Raw genomic sequence first — 18,416 nt, forward strand, 5'->3', positions numbered from 1 at the left:
CGGATCAGAACTTGTAGCAGTTGTCGTTGTAACGCCCGTAACCGAAGGATGCGTTGTTGTTGTACGTCTTCACGAGACGGTTGGCGCCCTTGTAGGGCGGTATGGAGTCGCACGCGCCCGCGAGGTTGCTGTTGAAGTAGATGTTCAGGTCGTAGTCGCTGAGGTTCGTCGCAGAGGCTGCGTTGTTCTTGACGTACTGGCCTTTTCCGGAGCCGGTGTGCAGGAACGTGTAGCCGTTCAAGGAGTAGTGGTCGAAGCCCACGAACGCGGTATACGAACCGGCGTAACCGCTGTTGTAGTAGAAGAGCATGCAGTACGGGTTGTAGTCGTCACAGTAGAGCGCCGCGGAGGCGTGCGACGGCGGGGCCATTCCGAGCACGAGCCCCGCCGTGGCGGTGGCAGTGAGGCCCAGAGAGGCGATCTTGCGGCGCAAACGCATGGAGAATCCCCCTGTGTAGGTCAGACACTGATGGTGCAGCGCACGAATGTCTCGCCGCACGAGCCGGCTGATCGTAACACCCTCGCCCCGTACGGGAATTGGCTTTTCCGGAGTGCAACTTCCCAACGGAGGGACATCAGGGAATATTCTGCCGATGTCTCTGAATGTGCCCACTTGCATGGCAGGAAGGGAATGCGCGACGACTATCCCCCGCATAGCCGCCTCGGCCAGTCATCGCCCTATTCCCGTTCCCTGATTCCCCCTGCGCCCCGAGGCGGAGTGCGAGCCCCGGCCGAGTGCCGGGCCGACGACTCGGCTCGCATCGTCGGCCGGGTAATCGACGCCCTGCCCGGTTTTCAGAAGACGGTCACCAGGGTCCGATCCTGGCGGCAGTCGCGAGGCGTCGACCGAGTACGTTCGTCCGGCTGGTCAGCACGGATGAGAAGCATCGGCTGCAGCGGATCAGCCGGGCAACCTTTCGCCGCATCCGCCGGCGCAAGTGGTGGCGCGAGTTCCTAGGCCTGCTGAGGACCCTGCGGGCCGGGCCCGACGAAGAGCCGCACCCGGCGCTGGACAACTTCTCCCCGTGCAAACATCCCGCGGTCCGCACGTGGGCTGCCGCCATCGACGACGAGCCGGGGCGACTCGGGCGTGGTAACGGGGCTCTTCATCGCGGGCCGGACAGATGCTGGTGCCCATGCGGCCTACCTAGCTGCAAGGACCTGCGGTGACCCGGTAGACTCGCTGCGGGTTGGCCAGCCGGGTTGGCGGAATGGCAGACGCTGATGTCTCAAACACATCTGTCCGAAAGGACGTGCGGGTTCGACTCCCGCACCCGGCACATCTCAAAGCGGATGTTCACGTTCTCGTGAACATCCGCTTTTTGCTACCCATGGCCACGCTGCGTCACACAGGGTGGTGGCGTGATCTTCCGCGGCATAGAAGTGCGCCAGAAGGCGCTCACTCTCCTCCGGTCCGGCGCCAAGAGCGCGGATGTCGCACGTCAGCTGAATGTGCCTCGCGGCACCGTCTCGTACTGGCTCCACGTTGATCGCTCCAAGCCCGGCGAGCGTCCGGGGTCACACAACCCGAAATGCCATCGCTGTGACGGCGTCGATCTCGACGCATCCGCCTACGCGTACCTTCTTGGCCTCTACCTGGGCGACGGCCATGTAAGCCAGTACTCGCAGCATCGAGTGCCCAACCTCATGATCACTCTCGACGACTCCTGGCCCGGCATTCAGGACGAGGCCGAGGCGGCGATGCGCAAGGTGTTCCCGGACAACGCCACGTGCCGGGTCCGTAAGACGGACTGCCACAACATCAAGGTCTACTCGAAGCACCTTCTCTGCCTGCTCCCACAGCACGGGCGCGGCAAGAAGCACGAACGCGAGATCGCGCTGGAGCCTTGGCAGCAGAAGATCGTCGATGCGAACCCCCGGGCGTTCGTCCGGGGGCTCATCCACTCCGACGGGTGCCGGATCACCAACTGGACCACTCGCCTCGTCGGAGGCGAACGCAAGCGCTACGAGTACCCGAGGTACTGGTTCACCAACGTCTCGGACGACATCAGGCAGCTCTACACCGACACCCTCGACAAGCTGGGCGTCGAGTGGAAGCACTGCATGCGCGCGGGCAGGAAATACAACATCTCCGTCGCCCGACGGGCGTCCGTCGCGCTCATGGACGCCCACGTCGGGCCGGAGTACTGAGGCACTGGAGGGCCGGTCTACTTCGGGCTGTCGTCCTCGCCGATGCGGTGCACCCGGACCAGGTTCGTCGAGCCCGGGACTCCCGGCGGGGAGCCGGCCGTGATGATCACGACGTCGCCCTTCTCGCAGCGGCCGATCTTCAGCAGTTCCTCGTCGACCTGGGCCACCATCGCGTCCGTCGATTCCACGTGCGGGCCGAGGAAGGTCTCGACGCCCCAGGTGAGGTTCAGCTGGGAGCGGGTGGCCGGGGCCGGGGTGAAGGCCAGGAGCGGGATGGGTGAGCGGTAGCGGGAGAGGCGCCTGACCGTGTCGCCGCTCTGCGTGAAGGCGACCAGGAACTTGGCGCCCAGGAAGTCGCCCATCTCGGCCGCCGCGCGGGCCACCGCGCCGCCCTGGGTGCGGGGCTTGTTGCGGTCGTTCAGGGGCGGGAGGCCCTTGGCGAGGATGTCCTCCTCGGCGGCCTCGACGATGCGGGACATCGTGCGGACCGTCTCGACGGGGTACTTGCCCACGCTGGTCTCGCCGGAGAGCATCACCGCGTCCGTGCCGTCGATGACCGCGTTGGCGACGTCGGAGGCCTCGGCGCGGGTGGGGCGGGAGTTGTCGATCATCGAGTCGAGCATCTGGGTGGCGACGATGACCGGCTTGGCGTTGCGCTTGGCGAGTTTGATCGCGCGCTTCTGGACGATCGGCACCTGTTCCAGGGGCATTTCGACGCCGAGGTCGCCGCGGGCGACCATGATGCCGTCGAAGGCGGCGACGATGCCGTCGATGTTCTCGACGGCCTGGGGTTTCTCGACCTTGGCGATGACGGGGAGGCGGCGGCCCTCCTCGTCCATGATGCGGTGGACGTCCTCGATGTCGCGGCCGCTGCGTACGAAGGAGAGGGCGATGACGTCGGCGCCGGTGCGCAGGGCCCAGCGGAGGTCTTCGATGTCCTTCTCGGAGAGGGCGGGGACGGAGACGGCGACGCCGGGGAGGTTGAGGCCCTTGTGGTCGGAGACCATGCCGCCTTCGATGACGGTGGTGTGGACCCGGGGGCCGTCCACCTCGGTGACTTCGAGGGTGACGCGGCCGTCGTCGACGAGGATGCGTTCGCCGGTGGCGACGTCGGTGGCGAGGCCGTCGTAGGTGGTGCCGCAGGTGTGGCGGTCGCCTTCCATGGGTTCGACGGTAATGGTGAAGGTGTCGCCGCGTTCAAGGAGTACGGGGCCTTCGCGGAAGCGTCCGAGGCGGATCTTCGGGCCTTGAAGGTCGGCGAGGATGCCGACGCTGCGTCCGGTTTCGTCGGAGGCCTTGCGTACGTGGCGGTATCGCTCTTCGTGTTCCGCGTAGGTGCCGTGGCTGAGGTTGAGGCGGGCGATGTCCATTCCCGCTTCGACCAATGCCCTGATCTGCTCGTATGTGTCGGTGGCGGGTCCCAGGGTGCAAACGATTTTTGCTCGGCGCATGGTTCGACCCTAGACCTTACCTACGGGTAGTGATTTGGCTGCGCATGACTACCCAACGTCCTTTGGGTGAAGGGTTATTGACAAGTGTTGAATTGTGCGCCGGGGTGCTCGGATGAGCATGCGTCTCATAGTCGTGGGGGTGACATGGTGAAGCGGGCGTTCACCTGGGCGTAGACGGTTTGGCGTTGTGGTTCGAGGTCGAGGGCGGGGGCGGGTTCGGCTGCCGTTCCGCCGTAGGCGGCGCGTCCGCGGATGCCGCCGGGTCCGGCGGGCATGGGGGCCGCCGGGGCGGTGTTCTCCGCGCCGAGGTCGGCGAGTTCGACGAGGGCGGTGAGCCGGGCGCCGAGGGCGTCGGCGTATTCGCGGGCGCGTTGGACGGCTTCGTGCACGGCTTGGCGGCGGGCGTTGGCGTGGGCGGGTGAGTCGGGGCGCAGACCCCACCAGGGGCCGTTGACGCGGGTCATGTCGAGGTCGGCGACGCGGGCGGTGAATTCGCCCAGTGCGGTGAAGTCGTTGAGGACGGCGGTGACGTGGACGCGTCCGTGGTAGGCGCGGATTTTTTCGTCGCGGCCGTGTTTGGTGGGTTCGGGGGTGATGGAGAGCGCGCCGGTTTCGAGTTTTTCGATGGCGGGTCCGTAGGACCGGGCGAGTTCGAGGACGTGGCCGTTGCGGCGGGTGAGGTCTTCGAGAGCGGCGCGGCGGTCTTTTCCGCGGGCGCTGACGGTGATGCCGATGTGGGCGGTCTCGGGGTCGACTTCGAGTCGGGCTTCTCCGCGGACGGCGACGCGGGGGTGTTCGGGGGTGCCGTAGGGCGGCGGGGTGTCGGTCATGTGTCCACTGTCGCATCCGGGTACGACAGCGGGTGGTCATCAGATCGAAACCCGCAGGGGGTGTTGCCGGGTGTGGCTCCTGGGTCATCATCTACGCGCGTTGTGTACTGCGAGAACTGAGATGTGGGAGTAGAAATGCCGCTGAACCGTAGGACGTTCCTGGGCACATCGGCGGTCGCCGGTGCCGGTGTGGCGATCGCCGGGGGCTCTGCCGTACCTGCCGCAGCCCTCGACCGTGATCAGGGTCATGGGCAGGGGCGTCCGTCGAAGCGGTACTCGTTCACCGTGATGGGCACGACCGATTTGCATGGAAATGTCTTCAACTGGGACTACTTCACGGACCAGGAGTTCGACGACAAGGCGCACAATGACGTCGGCCTGGCGAAGATCTCCACTCTGGTGGACCAGGTGCGCCGGGAGAAGGGCCGCCAGAACACCCTGATGATCGATGCGGGTGACACGATCCAGGGCACCCAGTTGTCGTACTACTACGCCAAGATCGACCCGATCACGGCCAAGCGCGGTCCGGTGCATCCGATGGCGCAGGCGATGAACGCGATCGGTTATGACGCCGCGGCGCTCGGCAATCACGAGTTCAACTACGGCATCCCGGTGCTGCGGAAGTTCGAGGAGCAGTGCGACTTCCCGTTGCTGGGTGCGAACGCGCTGGACGCGAAGACGCTGCGGCCGGCGTTCGCCCCTTATGTGATCAAGAAGATGCGCACTCCGCACGGTCCGGATGTGAAGGTCGCGATTCTGGGTCTGACCAACCCGGGCATCGCCATCTGGGACAAGGCGAACGTCAGCGGGAAGATGGTGTTCCCCGGTCTGGAGGAGCAGGCGGCGAAGTTCGTGCCGCGGCTGCGTTCCATGGGTGCGGATGTCGTGATCGTATCGGCGCACTCGGGCACCAGCGGTACGTCGTCGTACGGTGATCAGGTCCCGTACGTCGAGAACGCGGCCGGTCTGGTGGCGGAGCAGGTGCCGGGTATCGACGCGATTCTGGTCGGGCACGCGCATCTGGAGATCCCCGAGTACTTCGTGGAGAACAAGCAGACCGGCAAGAAGGTGGTGCTCTCCGAGCCGTTGAAGTGGGGGCAGCGGCTGACGCTGTTCGACTTCGATCTGGTGTGGGAGAAGGGCCGTTGGGTGGTGGAGAAGGCGGGTTCGCAGGTGCTGAACTCCAACACCGTGGCCGAGGACCCGAAGATCACGAAGCTGCTCACGGACGAGCACAGGAAGGTCGTGGCGTACGTCAATCAGGTCATCGGCACGTGCACGGCGGCGATGACGACGGCGGAGGCGGCCTGGAAGGACGAGCCGATCATCGATCTGATCAATGTCGTCCAGGCGGAGACGGTGAAGACGGCGCTGGCCGGTGGTGCGTATGCGGCGCTTCCCGTTCTCTCGCAGGCGTCCTGCTTCTCGCGTACGGCGCAGATTCCGGCCGGGAATGTGACGATCAAGGACGCGGCGGGGCTGTATCCGTTCGAGAACACCCTTGAGGCGCGGCTGCTGACCGGGGCGCAGATCAAGGACTATCTGGAGTTCTCGGCCCGGTACTACGTGCAGACGGCGGCCGGTGGTCCGGTGGACACGGCGAAGCTGACGAACGCGGACAGCACTCCAGACTACAACTATGACGCGGTGTCGGGGTTGACGTATGACATCGACATCGCGAAGCCGAACGGTTCGCGGATCATGAATCTGTCGTTCGAGGGTAAGCCGATCGATCCGGCGGCTCAGTTCGTGCTGGCGGTGAACAACTACCGGGCGAGTGGTGGCGGCAACTTCCCGCATGTGGCGGGTGCCAAGCAGCTGTGGGCGAATTCGGAGGAGATCCGTAACACGATCATCGCCTGGGTGCAGGCGAAGGGTTCGGTGGACGTGTCGCAGTTCGCTTCGGTGGACTGGCGTCTGACGCGTGAGGGTGCGCCGGTGTTCTAGTGCCGCGACCGGCAATGAGGCCCTGGGCGCTCGCCCTGTGGTCGGTGGCCGTCCTCTCCTTCGGGAGGGGGCGGCCGCTTGCTGTCTGCGTGTGTGTGGCCGGTTCAGTTGCCCTGGACGAGGGGGATGAGGTCGGGGTTCTGGGGTGTGGGGATGTGTGAGGCCCGGGGGGTGAGGCCGAAGGTGGTGAAGGCGGTGCGTTCGGGGAGGGGGTAGGCGTTGGTGCCGGTGAGGTGGTTGAGGATGGTGGCGCTGCGCCAGGCGGCGAGTCCGAGGTCGGGGGCTCCGACGCCGTGGGTGTGGCGTTCGGCGTTCTGTACGTAGACGTTGCCGGTGACGGTGGGGTCGAGGACGAGGCGGAAGTTGTCGTCGATGCGGGGGCGTGCGGAGGCGTCGCGGCGCATGTAGGGGTCGAGTCCGCTGAGGATGCGGTCGAGGGAGCGTTCGCGGTAGCCGGTGGCGAGGACGACGGCGTCGGTGGTGAGGCGGGAGCGGGTGTTCTGCTGGGCGTGTTCGAGGTGGAGTTCGACGCGGGTGTTGGCGACGCGTCCTGCGGTGCGTACGGAGACTCCGGGGGTGAGGGTGGCGTCGGGCCAGCCGCCGTGGAGGGTGCGGCGGTAGAGCTCGTCGTGGATGGCGGCGATGGTGTCGGCGTCGATGCCTTTGTGGAGCTGCCATTGGTGGGGGACGAGTTCGTCGCGTACGGACTCGGGCAGGGCGTGGAAGTAGCGGCTGTAGTCGGGGGTGAAGTGTTCCAGGCCGAGTTTGGAGTACTCCATGGGGGCGAAGGCCTGGGTGCGGGCGAGCCAGTGGAGCTTTTCGTGGCCTGTGGGGCGGGCGCGCAGGAGGTCGAGGAAGATTTCGGCGCCGGACTGTCCGGATCCGATGACGGTGATGTGTTCGGCGTCGAGGAGTCTGTCCCGGTATCGGAGGTAGTCGGCGGAGTGGATGACGGGGACGGATTCCGCTTCGGTGAGGGGTCTGAGGGGTTCGGGGACGTAGGGCTCGGTGCCGATGCCGAGGGCGATGTGGCGGGTGTGGGCACGGCCGAGAGCTTCGGCTTCGCCGTCGTTGTCGAGTTGGGTGAAGTCGACTTCGAAGAGGCCGCGTTCGTTGTTCCAGCGGACGGCGTCGACCTGGTGGCTGAAGTGGAGGCCGGGGAGTCGGTCGGTGACCCAGCGGCAGTAGGCGTCGTATTCGGCGCGTTGGATGTGGAAGCGCTCGGCGAAGTAGAAGGGGAAGAGCCGGTCGCGGCTGCGCAGGTAGTTGAGGAAGGTCCAGGGGCTCGCGGGGTCGGCGAGGGTGACGAGGTCGGCGAGGAAGGGGACTTGGAGGCTGGCTCCGTCGATGAGGAGGCCGGGGTGCCAGTGGAAGGCGGGGCGTTGTTCGTAGAAGGTGGCGGTGAGGGGGTGGGGGGTGCCGGGGATGCCGTGGGCGAGGGCGGCGAGGGAGAGGTTGAAGGGGCCGATGCCGATGCCGACGAGGTCGTGGGGGCGGCCGTTCTCGGGGGTGGGCAGGTCGGTCATCGGGGGGTGTTGCCTTCCGCGAGGTCGTGGGTGAGTCGGTCGACGAGGTCGAGGAGTGTGCGGAGGTCGTGGGGGGTGGTGTGGGGGTTGAGGAGGGTGGCTTTGAGCCAGAGGCGGTCGTCGGTGTGGGCGCGGCCGAGGACGGCGTGGCCTCGGGTGAGGAGGGTGCGGCGGATGGTGGCGACGGTGTTGTCGTCGGCGTCGGTGGGGCGGAAGAGGACGGTGCTGATGGTGGGGCGGTCGTAGAGGTCGAGGGTGGGGGATGTGGCGATGAGGTCGGCGAGGTGGTGGGCGGCGGTGATGGTGCGGTCGATGAGGTCGGCGAGTCCGGTGCGGCCGAGGGCTTGGAGGGTGACGGCGATCTTCAGGGCGTCGGGGCGGCGGGTGGTGCGCAGGGAGCGGCCGAGGAGGTCGGGGAGGCCGGCTTCGGTGTCGTCGTCGGCGTTGAGGTAGGGGGCGTGGTGGTGAAGCGTGTCGAGGTGGGTGCGGTCGGGGACGGCGAGGATGCCTGCGGATGCGGGTTGCCAGCCGAGTTTGTGCAGGTCGAGGGTGACGCTGTGGGCGCGGTCGAGGCCGTGGACCTTGCCGCGGTGGGTGGGGCTGAAGAGGAGGGGTCCGCCGTACGCGGCGTCGATGTGGAGTTCGGCGCCGTGGGTGGTGCAGAGGTCGGCGATGTCGGCGAGGGGGTCGATCCGTCCGGTGTCGGTGGTGCCCGCGGTGGCGGTGACGAGGAGGGCGCGGTGGGGGTTGTGGAGCCGGGTGAGGGCTTCGTCGAGTGCGGCGGGGTCAATGACGCCGGCGGGGGCGGGGATGACGACGGGTTCGGGGAGTCCGAGGAGCCAGGCGGCGCGGGTGATGCTGTGGTGGGCGTTGGCGGCGCAGATGGTCTGTACGGGGCCGTTGCGTTCGCGGGCGAGGAGCAGGGCGAGTTGGTTGGCTTCGGTGCCGCCGGTGGTGATGAGCGCGTCGGGTGAGGGGTGGTGGGGGTAGATCTCGGTGGCGAGTGCGGCGGTGATGTCGGCTTCGAGGGCGGAGGCTGCGGGGGCCTGGTCCCAGGAGTCCATGGAGGGGTTGAGGGCGGAGGCCGCGAGGTCCGCGGCGGCGGCGAGGGCGAGGGGCGGGGTGTGGAGGTGGGCTGCGCAGAGGGGGTGTGCGGGGTCCGCGGCGCCTTCGGCCAGGGCGCCGACGAGGGTGCGCAGGGCGTCGTGGGCGCCGGTGCCGTGGTCGGGGATGGCGGGGTGGGTGGCGGTGCGCATCCTGGGGGTGACGGCGTCGGGTCCGCCGGCGGGGAGGGGGCCGTCGCGTCGGTGGGCGCCGTCCTGGAGTGCGGTGAGGACGGTGTCGATGAGGGGGCGCAGGGCGGCGGGGCCGGTGGTCGAGCCGGCGAGGGGTGGGGTGGGCATGGCGGCGGGGCCCTTCGGGTGCGCATGGGTGGACATGCCAGCTTGTCCGGGTTTTCGGGTGCGCGGCCGCGGAGCTCGGTGATCTGAACTCGAAAGGGGGATGTGGATGGGGCGGGGGGCTGTTCTCGGGGGTTCCGGTGGTATGGGTGTGGCGCCGGATACGGGTGTGCCCGGCGCCTCCTGTGTGGTGGAGGTGGCGCCGGGCACGGGTGGTGCGGATCCCGGGGTCGGGGTGGTGTGGATCTGTGGGGGATCGGGGTGGTGCGGATCCCGGGGTCGGGGTGGTGTGGATCTGTGGGGGATCGGGGTGGTGCGGATCCCGGGGTCGGGGTGGTGTGGATCGGGGAGGTCAGTGGCTGTCGCGTACGGCGAGGGCGCGGCGCAGGTCGTCGATCTGGTCGATGAGCTTGCGGCGCAGTGCCGGGATGAGGGTCTTGTCGTTCAGTGCCTGTTCTCCGAGGTGGAGGCTGTCGGCGTCGACGGCGTACGCGGGGAAGGCGTAGCGGCCCGCGGCATCGGCGATGGCGGGGCCGCGGTGGGCGGCGAGCCGGGTGGCCTCGGGGTAGTAGCGGGGCACGTAGTCCTGTACGAGGTCGGCCTGTTCGGGCTGCCAGAACCCCTGGGCGGTGGCGGTGAAGAGGTAGTTGGAGAGGTTGTCGTCGTTGAACAGGGCGTGCCAGGCGGTGGCTTTGGCCTCGGGGGTGGGCAGGGCGGCCCGGCAGCGGGCGGCGCCTTCCTGTCCGGTGGCGCTGGGGTCCTCTTCGAGTGCGGCGGCGATGGCGGTTTCGTCGGTGGCGCCGAGGACGGCGAGGCGGGTGAGGATGCGCCAGCGCAGTTCGGGGTCGAGTTCGGGTCCGCCGGGTACGGTGCCGTTGGCGAGCCAGTCCTGGATGGTGTCGGGCTGGGTCGCGGCGTCGATGAGGTGGCGTACGGCGATGAGGCGCAGGCCGGGGTTGTGGCCGTCCTCGGTGCGGCGGATGAGGTCGCGGCACAGGGCGGTGAGGGTGGCGAGGGCGACGGGGCGCTTTTCGGGGCTGAGGTAGCGGTCGGCGATGTGGGTGCCGGCGAAGGCGAGTACGCCCTGGGCGAGGGCGAGGTCGGTCTCGTGCGGGAGGTGGGCACGGGCGGCGTCGAGGTAGGCGGTGGGGGTGAGTTCGCCGTCGCGGACCATGTCGCGGGCGGCGTTCCAGACGACGGCGCGGGTCAGCGCGTCGGGGATGCCGGACAGGTCGCGTACGACGGTGTCCCAGGATGTGGCGTCGAGGCGGACCTTGGCGTAGCTGAGGTCGCCGTCGTTGAGGAGGACGAGGGCGGGGCGGCGGCCGGGCAGTTCCTTGGCCGTGCCGTTCTGCGGGACGTCGATCTCGAACCGGTCGCGCAGGGCGAGGCGGCCGGGGCCGGAGTGGGCGTCGGGGGCGTGGTCATACGCGCCGACGGCGATGCGGTGGGGGCGGCTGCCGGCGTGGTCGATGGTGAGGGACCAGGTGCCGGCGGACTCGTCGATCTGCGGGGTGAGGGTGTCGACTCCGGTCGTTCGCAGCCAGGCGTCGGCCCAGGCGTGGACATCGCGGTCGGTGGCCGATGCGAGGTTGTCGATGAAGTCGGCGAGGGTGGCGTTGGCGAACTTGTGGCGGGCGAAGTGGGTGTTGATGCCGGCCAGGAAGTCCTTCTCCCCCAGCCAGGCGACGAGTTGGCGCAGTGCGGAGGCGCCCTTGGCGTAGGAGATGCCGTCGAAGTTGAGCATCGCGGACGCGGTGTCGGGGACGGCGGCCGGGTCGGGGGCGACGGGGTGGGTGGAGGGGCGCTGGTCGGCGTCGTAGCCCCAGCCCTTGCGGGCGACGCCGAAGTCGACCCAGGTGTCGGTGTAGCGGGTGGCTTCGGCGAGGGTCTGGTAGCCCATGTACTCGGCGAAGGACTCGTTGAGCCAGATGTCGTCCCACCAGGCGAGGGTGACGAGGTCGCCGAACCACATGTGGGCCATCTCGTGGGCGATGACCATGCCGCGGGTCTGGCGCTCGGTGTCGGTGACGGCGGAACGGTAGACGAACTCGTCGCGGAAGGTGACGAGTCCGGGGTTCTCCATGGCTCCCGCGTTGAACTCGGGTACGAAGGCCTGGTCGTAGGAGTCGAAGGGGTAGGGCTCGTCGAACTTCTCGTGGAACCGGTCGAAGCAGGCGCGGGTGATGTCGAAGATCTCGTCGGCGTCCGCGTCGAGGTACGGGGCCAGTGAGCGGCGGCAGTGGATGCCGAAGGGCAGTCCGGCGTGTTCGGTGGTCACGGAGTGCCAGGGGCCCGCGGCGACGGCGACGAGATAGGTGGAGATCGGCGGGGTGGCGGCCAGGGTCCAGCGCCCGTCGCCCCGGTGCTGGGCGATGCCGTTGCCGAGGACGGTCCAGCCTTCGGGTGCGGTGACGGTGAGCTCGAAGACGGACTTGAGGTCGGGCTGGTCGAACGCGGCGAAGACGCGCTGGACGTCCTCCATGAACAGCTGGGTGTAGACGTACGTCTCGCTGTCGGTCGGGTCGGTGAAGCGGTGCATGCCTTCGCCGGTGCGGGAATAGCGCATGGCGGCGTCGATGCGCAGTTCGTGTGCGCCGGCGGTGAGCGCGGTGAGCGGGAAGCGGTTCTCGACGAGGGCGGCGGGGTCGAGAGGCTGTCCGTCGAGGCTGATCGAGCGCAGGGTGGCCGGCTTGAGCTCCACGAACGTGTCCCCGGGCGCGGTCGCGGTGAACTGGATCACGGTGCGGGAGTCGAAGGTCTCCTCCCCGCCGGTCAGATCGAGGTCGATCGTGTACCGGTGTACGTCGAGGAACTGGGCTCGGGTCTGCGCTTCGTCGCGCGTCAGTACGGACATGCGTCCATGCTGCCGTACGGGGTGGGCCGGGCGCAGGCGGGTTGTCCGAAGGCTGATCGGCGGCGGCCGGCTCTGCGGAGTCGGCTCGGGGCCGCGGCGGACCTGGGTGCCTGCCGGAACGTCTCCGAGGAGGGCGTAGAGGTCGATGGCGCCCGCGCTCGTCCTGCGGTACGGGCTTCGACCGATCCTTCGGACAGTTCGGGCAGTGCGCAAGTTCCGTGCCGAATGCCGACGACGCACGGGTCCGGCCGCCGTGGACGAACCGCCGGCGGGTCCGGTCGTACGGGCCGCTTCGCGGGCCAGGGCGCCTCGGCGGTGGCGAGACCCACCGGCGCCCGGCGCCCCGCCCCGCCCCGGAGCACCGGTTGACATGGTCGGCTAATGCAATTAGCTTTGCGGCTACATTCATTAGCCCGGAGGGTGGACATGACCGAGTACTTGACGATCGACGGCGGGCAGCTCGCGTACGACGTGACCGGCGAGGGCCCGCTGATCGTGCTCGCCCACGGCATGGGCGACAACAGAGCGGCCTACCGCGACACGGCCGCCCGGCTCGTGGCGGCCGGATGGCGGGTCGCCTGCGTGGACCAGCGCGGTCACGGCGAGTCCAGCACCGGCTGGGCGTCCTACACCCGCACCGACGCGGCGGCCGACCTCCTCGCCGTGATCCGGCACCTCGGCGGCCCTGCCGTGATCGTGGGCCACTCCTTCGCCGGGGGCGCCGCCACCATCGCGGCGGCCCAGGAGCCCGAACTGGTCAGCGCCGTCGTCGAGATCAGCCCGTTCACCCGCGCGCAGAAGATCAGCCCGCGCGCTCTGCTGTCCCACGCCCGCTACCGCAAAGGCATGGGCCTGCTGATGGGCGCCGGCCTGCTGCGCAGCGTCGGGCTGTGGAAGCGCTACCTCGACCACGCCTACCCGGGCGTCAAGCCCACCGGCCACGCCGACCATGTCGCCGCTCTGGAGGCCGACCTGCGCAGGCCGGGCCGGATGGCCGTCGTCAGCAGGATGGGCATGTCCGCTCCCACGGATGCCGGTGCGTGTCTCGGTGCCATCCGGTGCCCCGCTCTGGTCATCGAAGGCACGCTCGACCCCGACTGGGCCGACCCCGGGGCCGAGGGCGAGGGCATCGTGGCCGAGATGCCCGCAGGGCTCGGCCGGCTCGTGATGATCGAGGGAGCCGGTCACTACGCGCACGTCCAGTTCCCGGACGAGGTCGCCGCGGCCGTCCTGGCCTTCCTCAAGGTCGGTACGCGTGGCTAGGGCGGCGCTCACCACGGATGGCGTCGTCGACGTCGCGCTGCGGGCCATCGACGAGAAGGGCCCCGCCGCCCTGACCCTGTCGGCGGTGGCCGACCGGGCGGGCGTCGCCACCCCGTCCCTCTACAAGCATGTGCGCAATCTGGCCGAGCTGCGCGACCTCATGTCGGCGCGCATCATGAACGAGATCGCGGACCAGGTCGGCGAGGCCGTGCTGGGCCGCTCCGCCGACGAGGCGATCCGCGCGCTCATGGTGGCCTGGCGGCACTACGCGCTGCACCACCCGCACCGCTACTCGGCACTCGTCCAGACACCCGAGCCGCACACGGCCGAGGCCGGGGCGCGACTGATCAACATCATGCTCGCCACCTTCCGCGCCTATGGAATGGCCGACTCGGCGGCGATCCACGCGGCCCGCTGCCTGCGAGCGGCCGTCCACGGCTTCGCCGTTCTGGAGACCGAGGGCGCCTTCGGCCTCCCGGAGAAACTGGACGAGAGCTACGACCTGCTGATCCACATGATGATCACGGGCCTGCGCGCACCTCGCTGATCAGCCGGTGCTGTCGAGGCGCGGGCGGACGGCCGGTCCGGACCGCCGGCGCGCCGGGCCGGCGAACCCCACTCGGTTCGACGAGGACGAGAGAATCACCGAGGACAGCAGAACGGTTCCCGCGTCGGCCCCGGCCGCCCCGCGGCGCTCACGTTGTCTCCCCGTTCGTCGCCGACTCCTCCGCGATCCGCTCGTGATGGCGGATCACCTCCGCCACGATGAAGTTCAGCAGCTTCTCCGCGAAGGCCGGATCCAGATGCGCGCTCTCCGCCAGCTGCCTCAGCCGGGCGATCTGCCGGCTCTCGCGGGCCGGGTCGGCCGGGGGCAGTTGATGGGCGGCCTTGAGGTGGCCGACCTGCTGGGTGCACTTGAAGCGCTCGGCGAGCATATGGACGACAGCGGCGTCAATGTTGTCGATGCTCTCGCGCAGCCGGTTCAGTTCCGCGCTCACGGACTCGTCGATGTCCCTCGTGGTCATGGTCAGCGAGCTTACGGCCTCAGAGGACCGGACCCGCAGGGGCGATCGTCGGTGGGTGCTCCGGGTCCGGGACCTGGTCGCTCCAGCCGCCCGGGACGCTGCGGCCCTGCTGTTCGCGGAAGCGGACCGGGGCGGCGCCGACCCGGCGGGCGAACAGGCGGGAGAAGTACGCCGGATCGTCGTACCCCACGCGTCGGGCGACTGCGGCGACCGGCAGGTCCGTGGCGGCGAGGAGTTCCTTGGCGCGGCCGAGCCGGATGCCGAGGAGGTAGTCCTTGGGGCTGCAGCCCGCGCCCCGCCGCACCGCCGTGCGCAGCTCGGCGGGGGTCATGCCGTGCCGGGCCGCGTGCTCGGCGACGGACAGCGGCTGGAACGCGTCGCGGGCGAGGGCCTGCAGGACCGGGTCGCCGTCGTGGCTGACGTCGGCGCGGGCCCGGCGCAGGGCGACGAGGAGTTCATGGACGGCGGCGCCGGTCTCGACCTCCAGCAGCGGATTGCCGCGCCGCGCCGCCCGTACCATCCGCCCCACCGCGGCACGTGGGCCCGCCGTGTCGGCGAGCGGGACGAGCGGGCGGTCGGGCTCGATGTAGCCGAGTTCGGTGTACGTGGCGGTGGCGGGGCCGGTGAAGTCCACGAAGCTCTCGTCCCAGCCGGTGCCGGGATCGGCCCCGTAGTGGTGCGGGGTGCCGGGGGTCAGCCAGATCAGGCTGGGCGCGACGACGGGCACCCGGCGGCCGTCGGAGCCGCTGAACCAGCCGCTGCCGGAGTTGATGACGACGGCCACATGGTGGTCCAGGGTGCGCGGGCCGACCGTCGGCAGGGCGCCGTGCTGCAGTCCCACGCCCAGACAGACGAGGCCCAGCCGGTGGTGGAGCGGGCTGGGAGTGAAGAAACGCATCCAGGTGTGGTACATCGGCCTTCCTTCCTCCCCTTCATCCATTGGTCCGAACAATTGTGTCCAAACAGCAGTGATCTTTGTCCATGGACCGGCCGCACGCCAGGGGGCGAAGCTGGGATGCAACATTCCTCCCGGGTCCGCCCGTTCCGTGGTGCGCGCCGTCGTGCGGTCCGTCGGGGACGCGCGGCCCGGCGGACCGCACGCACAGGAGAGTACGAGCACGATGGCTGACTTCACCGTGGGGGACGACCACTTCCGGCTCGACGGGAAGCCCGTACGGCTGCTGTCGGGCGCCCTGCACTATTTCCGGGTCCACGAGGCACAGTGGGACCACCGGCTGTCGATGCTGCGCGCCATGGGACTCAACTGTGTCGAGACGTATGTGCCGTGGAATCTCCATGAGCCGCGGCCCGGCCGGTTCCGGGACGTGGCGGCGCTGGGCCGGTTCCTGGACGCGGCGCAGCGGGCCGGGCTGTGGGCGATCGTCCGCCCGGGACCGTACATCTGCGCCGAGTGGGAGAACGGCGGTCTGCCGGCCTGGGTGACGGGGCGCTTCGGCCGACGGGTGCGGACCCGTGACGAGGCGTATCTGGATACCGTGGAGCGGTGGTTCACGGCGCTGTTGCCGCAGGTGGTGCAGCGGCAGATCGGCCGCGGCGGCCCGGTGATCATGGTCCAGGCGGAGAACGAGTACGGGAGTTACGGCACCGACCGGGTCTACCTCCGGCGGGTGGCCGGGATGCTGCGGGAGCGCGGGGTGACCGTGCCGCTGTTCACCTCCGACGGGCCGGAGGATCACATGCTCACGGGCGGCTCCGTGCCGGGGCTGCTCGCCACGGCGAACTTCGGATCGGGCGCGCGGGAGGCGTTCGAGGTGCTGCGCCGCCATCAGCCCAAGGGCCCGTTGATGTGCATGGAGTTCTGGTGCGGGTGGTTCGAGCACTGGGGTGCCGAGCCGGTCGTACGGGATCCGGCACAGGCCGCCGACGCGCTGCGGGAGATCCTGGAGTGCGGGGCCTCGGTGAACATCTACATGGCGCACGGCGGGACGAACTTCGCCGGATGGGCGGGGGCCAATCGGTCCGGTCCGCTGCAGGACCAGGGTTTTCTGCCGACGGTGACGTCGTACGACTACGACGCGCCGATCGACGAGTACGGCCGCCCCACGGAGAAGTTCTGGCTGTTCCGCAAGGTGCTCGCCGAGTACGCGGACGGGCCGCTGCCGGAGCTTCCGCCCGAGCCTGCCCCGCCGGCCGTTCCGGTACGGGCGGAGCTGACGGACCATGCGACGCTGGCCGCCGTGCTGGAGGCGCTGGGCGACGAGGAGTCGGCGCCGTCCGGTGTTCCGCCGACCTTCGAGGAGCTGGGTGTCGACCGGGGCCTGGTGCGCTACCAGGTCGCGGTGCCCGGTCCGCGCCGTCCGTACACCTTGGGCGTCACGGGGCTCCGGGACCGGGCCGTGGTGTACGTGAACGGTGTCCGGGAGGGTGTGCTGAGCGATGAGAACGGCACGCTGGACGAGCCGGTGGCCGGGCCCGCGGAAGTCGAACTGTGGGTGGAGTCGCTGGGACGTGTCAACTACGGGCCGCGGCTCGGTGAGCCCAAGGGGATCACGGGCGGGGTACTGCACGAACGGCAGTTCCTGCACGGTGTACGGGCACGGGCGCTGCGGCTGGAGGCGTTCGAGGAGCCGGACGCGCTGGCCGCACTGGCCTTCGGGAGCGTCGACGGCACCGAGGAGACCGGGCGTACCGGGCTGTTCCGGGGGACGTTCGAGGTCGCGGCGGTGGACGGCATCGGCCACGCGGGGCTCGGACTGCCGGACTGGACGCGCGGGTTCGTCTGGGTGAACGGCTTCTGCCTGGGACGCTACTGGTCCGCGGGCCCGCAGCGGACGCTGTACGTCCCGGGTCCGGTGCTGCGGGAGGGCGCCAACGAGGTGTGGGTGCTGGAGCTGGAGGGCGCGGGTGCGCCGTATGCCGAGCTGGGCCCGGGGGTGCCCGTCCGGACGGGCACCCCCGGGGATGTCCGGGTGTGAGTCAGGCACCGGCCGCGGCGGGCGCCCGACCCGGGACCGGGGTCAGAGTGTGGCCGCCGCGGACGCGATGTTGGCGGCGAACGTCGAGACCTCGCTGTACACACCCGGGTAGCCGGGCTCGGCGCAGCCCTGGCCCCAGCTGACGATGCCCACCTGGATCCAGGCTCCGGCGTTGTCCTTGCGGAACATGGGGCCGCCGGAGTCGCCCTGGCAGGTGTCCACGCCGCCCGTGTCGATCAGGCCGGCGCAGATCTCCTCACCGGGGATGAGATCGCTGCCGTACGCGGCCTGGCACTCGGCGTCGGAGACGAACGGCACGGTGGCCTTGAGGAGATAGCGCTGCTGGGCGCCGCCCTCGGAGGCCGCGCCCCAGCCGGCGATGGTGAAGGTGCCGTTGTTGTACGTGGTGTTGGTGGCGATCTTCAGGGTCGGCAGATCGATGGGCTTGGCGAGCTTGATCAGCGCCCAGTCCTTGCCCGCACCGTTGTAGCCGGGGGCCTGGAGGACCTTGGTGGACTTGACCTTGACCGCGCTGGACGACTGCAGGTCGACGACCCCGGCGGTGGCGGTGATGGACGTGTTGTTGCCCGAGCCGTCCACGCAGTGCGCGGCGGTGAGGACGATGTCCTTGGCGTAGAGAGCGCCGCCACAGCCCATCGAGAGCCGGACCATGAACGGGAATTCACCCTGGGCGGCGCGGGTTCCGCCGACGACCGGGGCGGGGGCCGCGGAGGCTCCGGCGGGCTGGAGACTGACGGCCGCGAGGACCACGGCGGCTATGACGGAGCATCTCTTCACGGCACGCAGAAGCTGCTTCAACGGACTGCCTTCTTTCGTGGGGGGTTCTTGTGGGGGGTGCATGCGCCCTCGCACGGGACCCGACCACGGACGGAGACACCCGATGGTCATGCTCCCGACAAAGACACGATTCGGATTATCGGGAAGTGATCACGGTCCCCACAAGATTTACTTTTCGGCCAAGATCACTTTGCCGACCGGCCCCATTCCGTTGCGGCTACAGTGGAGACCG

Annotated in this window: 14 protein-coding genes and 1 tRNA gene; 6 read left to right on the top strand and 9 right to left on the bottom strand. The window is 69.3% G+C overall.

Going from position 1 to position 18,416, the window contains the following annotated elements:
• Positions 1-4: 4 nt before the first annotated feature.
• Positions 5-439 (bottom strand): hypothetical protein, encoded by a 435-nt coding sequence (locus tag ABZ826_RS04535; protein ID WP_361442024.1) that lies wholly within the window; start codon positions 437-439, stop codon positions 5-7.
• Between the two features lie 758 nt (positions 440-1,197).
• Here ABZ826_RS04535 and ABZ826_RS04540 point away from each other — a divergent pair.
• Positions 1,198-1,280, top strand: a tRNA-Leu gene (locus ABZ826_RS04540).
• Positions 1,281-1,362: 82 nt separating this feature from the next.
• On the top strand, positions 1,363-2,151 hold the full coding sequence (locus tag ABZ826_RS04545; RefSeq protein WP_361442027.1) for a helix-turn-helix domain-containing protein: 789 nt from the start codon (positions 1,363-1,365) through the stop codon (positions 2,149-2,151).
• A 17-nt stretch (positions 2,152-2,168) separates the two neighbouring features.
• On the opposite strand, the gene pyk is transcribed toward ABZ826_RS04545, so the two are convergent.
• Together pyk and ABZ826_RS04555 are read right to left on the bottom strand one after the other, a co-directional pair.
• Positions 2,169-3,602, bottom strand: a complete 1,434-nt coding sequence (gene pyk, locus ABZ826_RS04550; protein ID WP_361442030.1) for a pyruvate kinase — start codon at positions 3,600-3,602, stop codon at positions 2,169-2,171.
• Between the two features lie 125 nt (positions 3,603-3,727).
• Positions 3,728-4,432 carry an SIMPL domain-containing protein gene (locus tag ABZ826_RS04555; RefSeq protein WP_361442033.1) on the bottom strand — a complete coding sequence of 235 codons (705 nt, stop codon included), beginning with the start codon at positions 4,430-4,432 and terminating at the stop codon, positions 3,728-3,730.
• Positions 4,433-4,567: 135 nt separating this feature from the next.
• Here ABZ826_RS04555 and ABZ826_RS04560 point away from each other — a divergent pair, with 135 nt between their 5' ends.
• A complete protein-coding gene (locus ABZ826_RS04560; RefSeq protein ID WP_361442036.1) occupies positions 4,568-6,379 on the top strand; it encodes a 5'-nucleotidase C-terminal domain-containing protein in 1,812 nt (603 codons plus the stop codon).
• 104 nt (positions 6,380-6,483) lie between these two features.
• On the opposite strand, the gene ABZ826_RS04565 is transcribed toward ABZ826_RS04560, so the two are convergent.
• The 3 genes from ABZ826_RS04565 to pepN all read right to left on the bottom strand — a co-directional run bounded on the left by ABZ826_RS04565 (position 6,484) and on the right by pepN (position 12,162).
• Complete coding sequence (locus ABZ826_RS04565; protein WP_361442039.1) at positions 6,484-7,905, bottom strand: SidA/IucD/PvdA family monooxygenase; 1,422 nt, start codon at positions 7,903-7,905, stop codon at positions 6,484-6,486.
• Positions 7,902-9,308: an aminotransferase class V-fold PLP-dependent enzyme gene (locus ABZ826_RS04570; RefSeq protein WP_361442478.1), complete on the bottom strand. Its 1,407-nt coding sequence runs from the start codon at positions 9,306-9,308 to the stop codon at positions 7,902-7,904. Before ABZ826_RS04570 ends, ABZ826_RS04565 begins: the two co-directional genes overlap by 4 nt.
• Positions 9,309-9,657: 349 nt before the next feature.
• Positions 9,658-12,162: an aminopeptidase N gene (gene pepN, locus ABZ826_RS04575; RefSeq protein WP_361442042.1), complete on the bottom strand. Its 2,505-nt coding sequence runs from the start codon at positions 12,160-12,162 to the stop codon at positions 9,658-9,660.
• A gap of 426 nt (positions 12,163-12,588) precedes the next feature.
• Between pepN and ABZ826_RS04580 the strand changes: the two genes are divergently transcribed.
• Positions 12,589-13,425: an alpha/beta hydrolase gene (locus ABZ826_RS04580; RefSeq protein WP_361442045.1), complete on the top strand. Its 837-nt coding sequence runs from the start codon at positions 12,589-12,591 to the stop codon at positions 13,423-13,425.
• Complete coding sequence (locus ABZ826_RS04585) at positions 13,418-13,972, top strand: TetR/AcrR family transcriptional regulator (RefSeq protein WP_361442048.1); 555 nt, start codon at positions 13,418-13,420, stop codon at positions 13,970-13,972. The genes ABZ826_RS04580 and ABZ826_RS04585 overlap by 8 nt, the downstream gene beginning before the upstream one ends.
• 148 nt (positions 13,973-14,120) lie before the next feature.
• On the opposite strand, the gene ABZ826_RS04590 is transcribed toward ABZ826_RS04585, so the two are convergent.
• Both ABZ826_RS04590 and ABZ826_RS04595 read right to left on the bottom strand, forming a co-directional pair.
• Complete coding sequence (locus ABZ826_RS04590; protein WP_361442051.1) at positions 14,121-14,450, bottom strand: chorismate mutase; 330 nt, start codon at positions 14,448-14,450, stop codon at positions 14,121-14,123.
• A 19-nt stretch (positions 14,451-14,469) separates the two neighbouring features.
• Entirely contained in the window at positions 14,470-15,363 is an 894-nt protein-coding gene (locus ABZ826_RS04595) for an AraC family transcriptional regulator (protein ID WP_361442054.1), read from the bottom strand.
• Positions 15,364-15,571: 208 nt separating this feature from the next.
• Between ABZ826_RS04595 and ABZ826_RS04600 the strand changes: the two genes are divergently transcribed.
• A complete protein-coding gene (locus tag ABZ826_RS04600; protein ID WP_361442057.1) occupies positions 15,572-17,386 on the top strand; it encodes a beta-galactosidase family protein in 1,815 nt (604 codons plus the stop codon).
• 42 nt (positions 17,387-17,428) lie between these two features.
• Here the strand turns inward: ABZ826_RS04600 and ABZ826_RS04605 are convergent, their stop codons facing one another.
• Positions 17,429-18,205 carry a serine protease gene (locus ABZ826_RS04605; RefSeq protein WP_361442060.1) on the bottom strand — a complete coding sequence of 259 codons (777 nt, stop codon included), beginning with the start codon at positions 18,203-18,205 and terminating at the stop codon, positions 17,429-17,431.
• Positions 18,206-18,416 lie beyond the last annotated feature (211 nt).

The sequence above is a fragment of the Streptomyces sp. NPDC047515 genome (assembly GCF_040643055.1).
In the GTDB taxonomy this organism is placed as follows: domain Bacteria; phylum Actinomycetota; class Actinomycetes; order Streptomycetales; family Streptomycetaceae; genus Streptomyces.

What these genes read in the sequence shown, in the direction of transcription:
- ABZ826_RS04535 (WP_361442024.1), bottom strand. Translation starts at nt 439, where the DNA reads ATGCGTTTGCGCCGCAAGATCGCCTCTCTGGGCCTCACTGCCACCGCC.
- pyk (WP_361442030.1), bottom strand. Translation starts at nt 3,602, where the DNA reads ATGCGCCGAGCAAAAATCGTTTGCACCCTGGGACCCGCCACCGACACA.
- ABZ826_RS04555 (WP_361442033.1), bottom strand. Translation starts at nt 4,432, where the DNA reads ATGACCGACACCCCGCCGCCCTACGGCACCCCCGAACACCCCCGCGTC.
- ABZ826_RS04560 (WP_361442036.1), top strand. Translation starts at nt 4,568, where the DNA reads ATGCCGCTGAACCGTAGGACGTTCCTGGGCACATCGGCGGTCGCCGGT.
- ABZ826_RS04565 (WP_361442039.1), bottom strand. Translation starts at nt 7,905, where the DNA reads ATGACCGACCTGCCCACCCCCGAGAACGGCCGCCCCCACGACCTCGTC.
- ABZ826_RS04570 (WP_361442478.1), bottom strand. Translation starts at nt 9,308, where the DNA reads ATGCCCACCCCACCCCTCGCCGGCTCGACCACCGGCCCCGCCGCCCTG.
- pepN (WP_361442042.1), bottom strand. Translation starts at nt 12,162, where the DNA reads ATGTCCGTACTGACGCGCGACGAAGCGCAGACCCGAGCCCAGTTCCTC.
- ABZ826_RS04580 (WP_361442045.1), top strand. Translation starts at nt 12,589, where the DNA reads ATGACCGAGTACTTGACGATCGACGGCGGGCAGCTCGCGTACGACGTG.
- ABZ826_RS04590 (WP_361442051.1), bottom strand. Translation starts at nt 14,450, where the DNA reads ATGACCACGAGGGACATCGACGAGTCCGTGAGCGCGGAACTGAACCGG.
- ABZ826_RS04595 (WP_361442054.1), bottom strand. Translation starts at nt 15,363, where the DNA reads ATGTACCACACCTGGATGCGTTTCTTCACTCCCAGCCCGCTCCACCAC.
- ABZ826_RS04600 (WP_361442057.1), top strand. Translation starts at nt 15,572, where the DNA reads ATGGCTGACTTCACCGTGGGGGACGACCACTTCCGGCTCGACGGGAAG.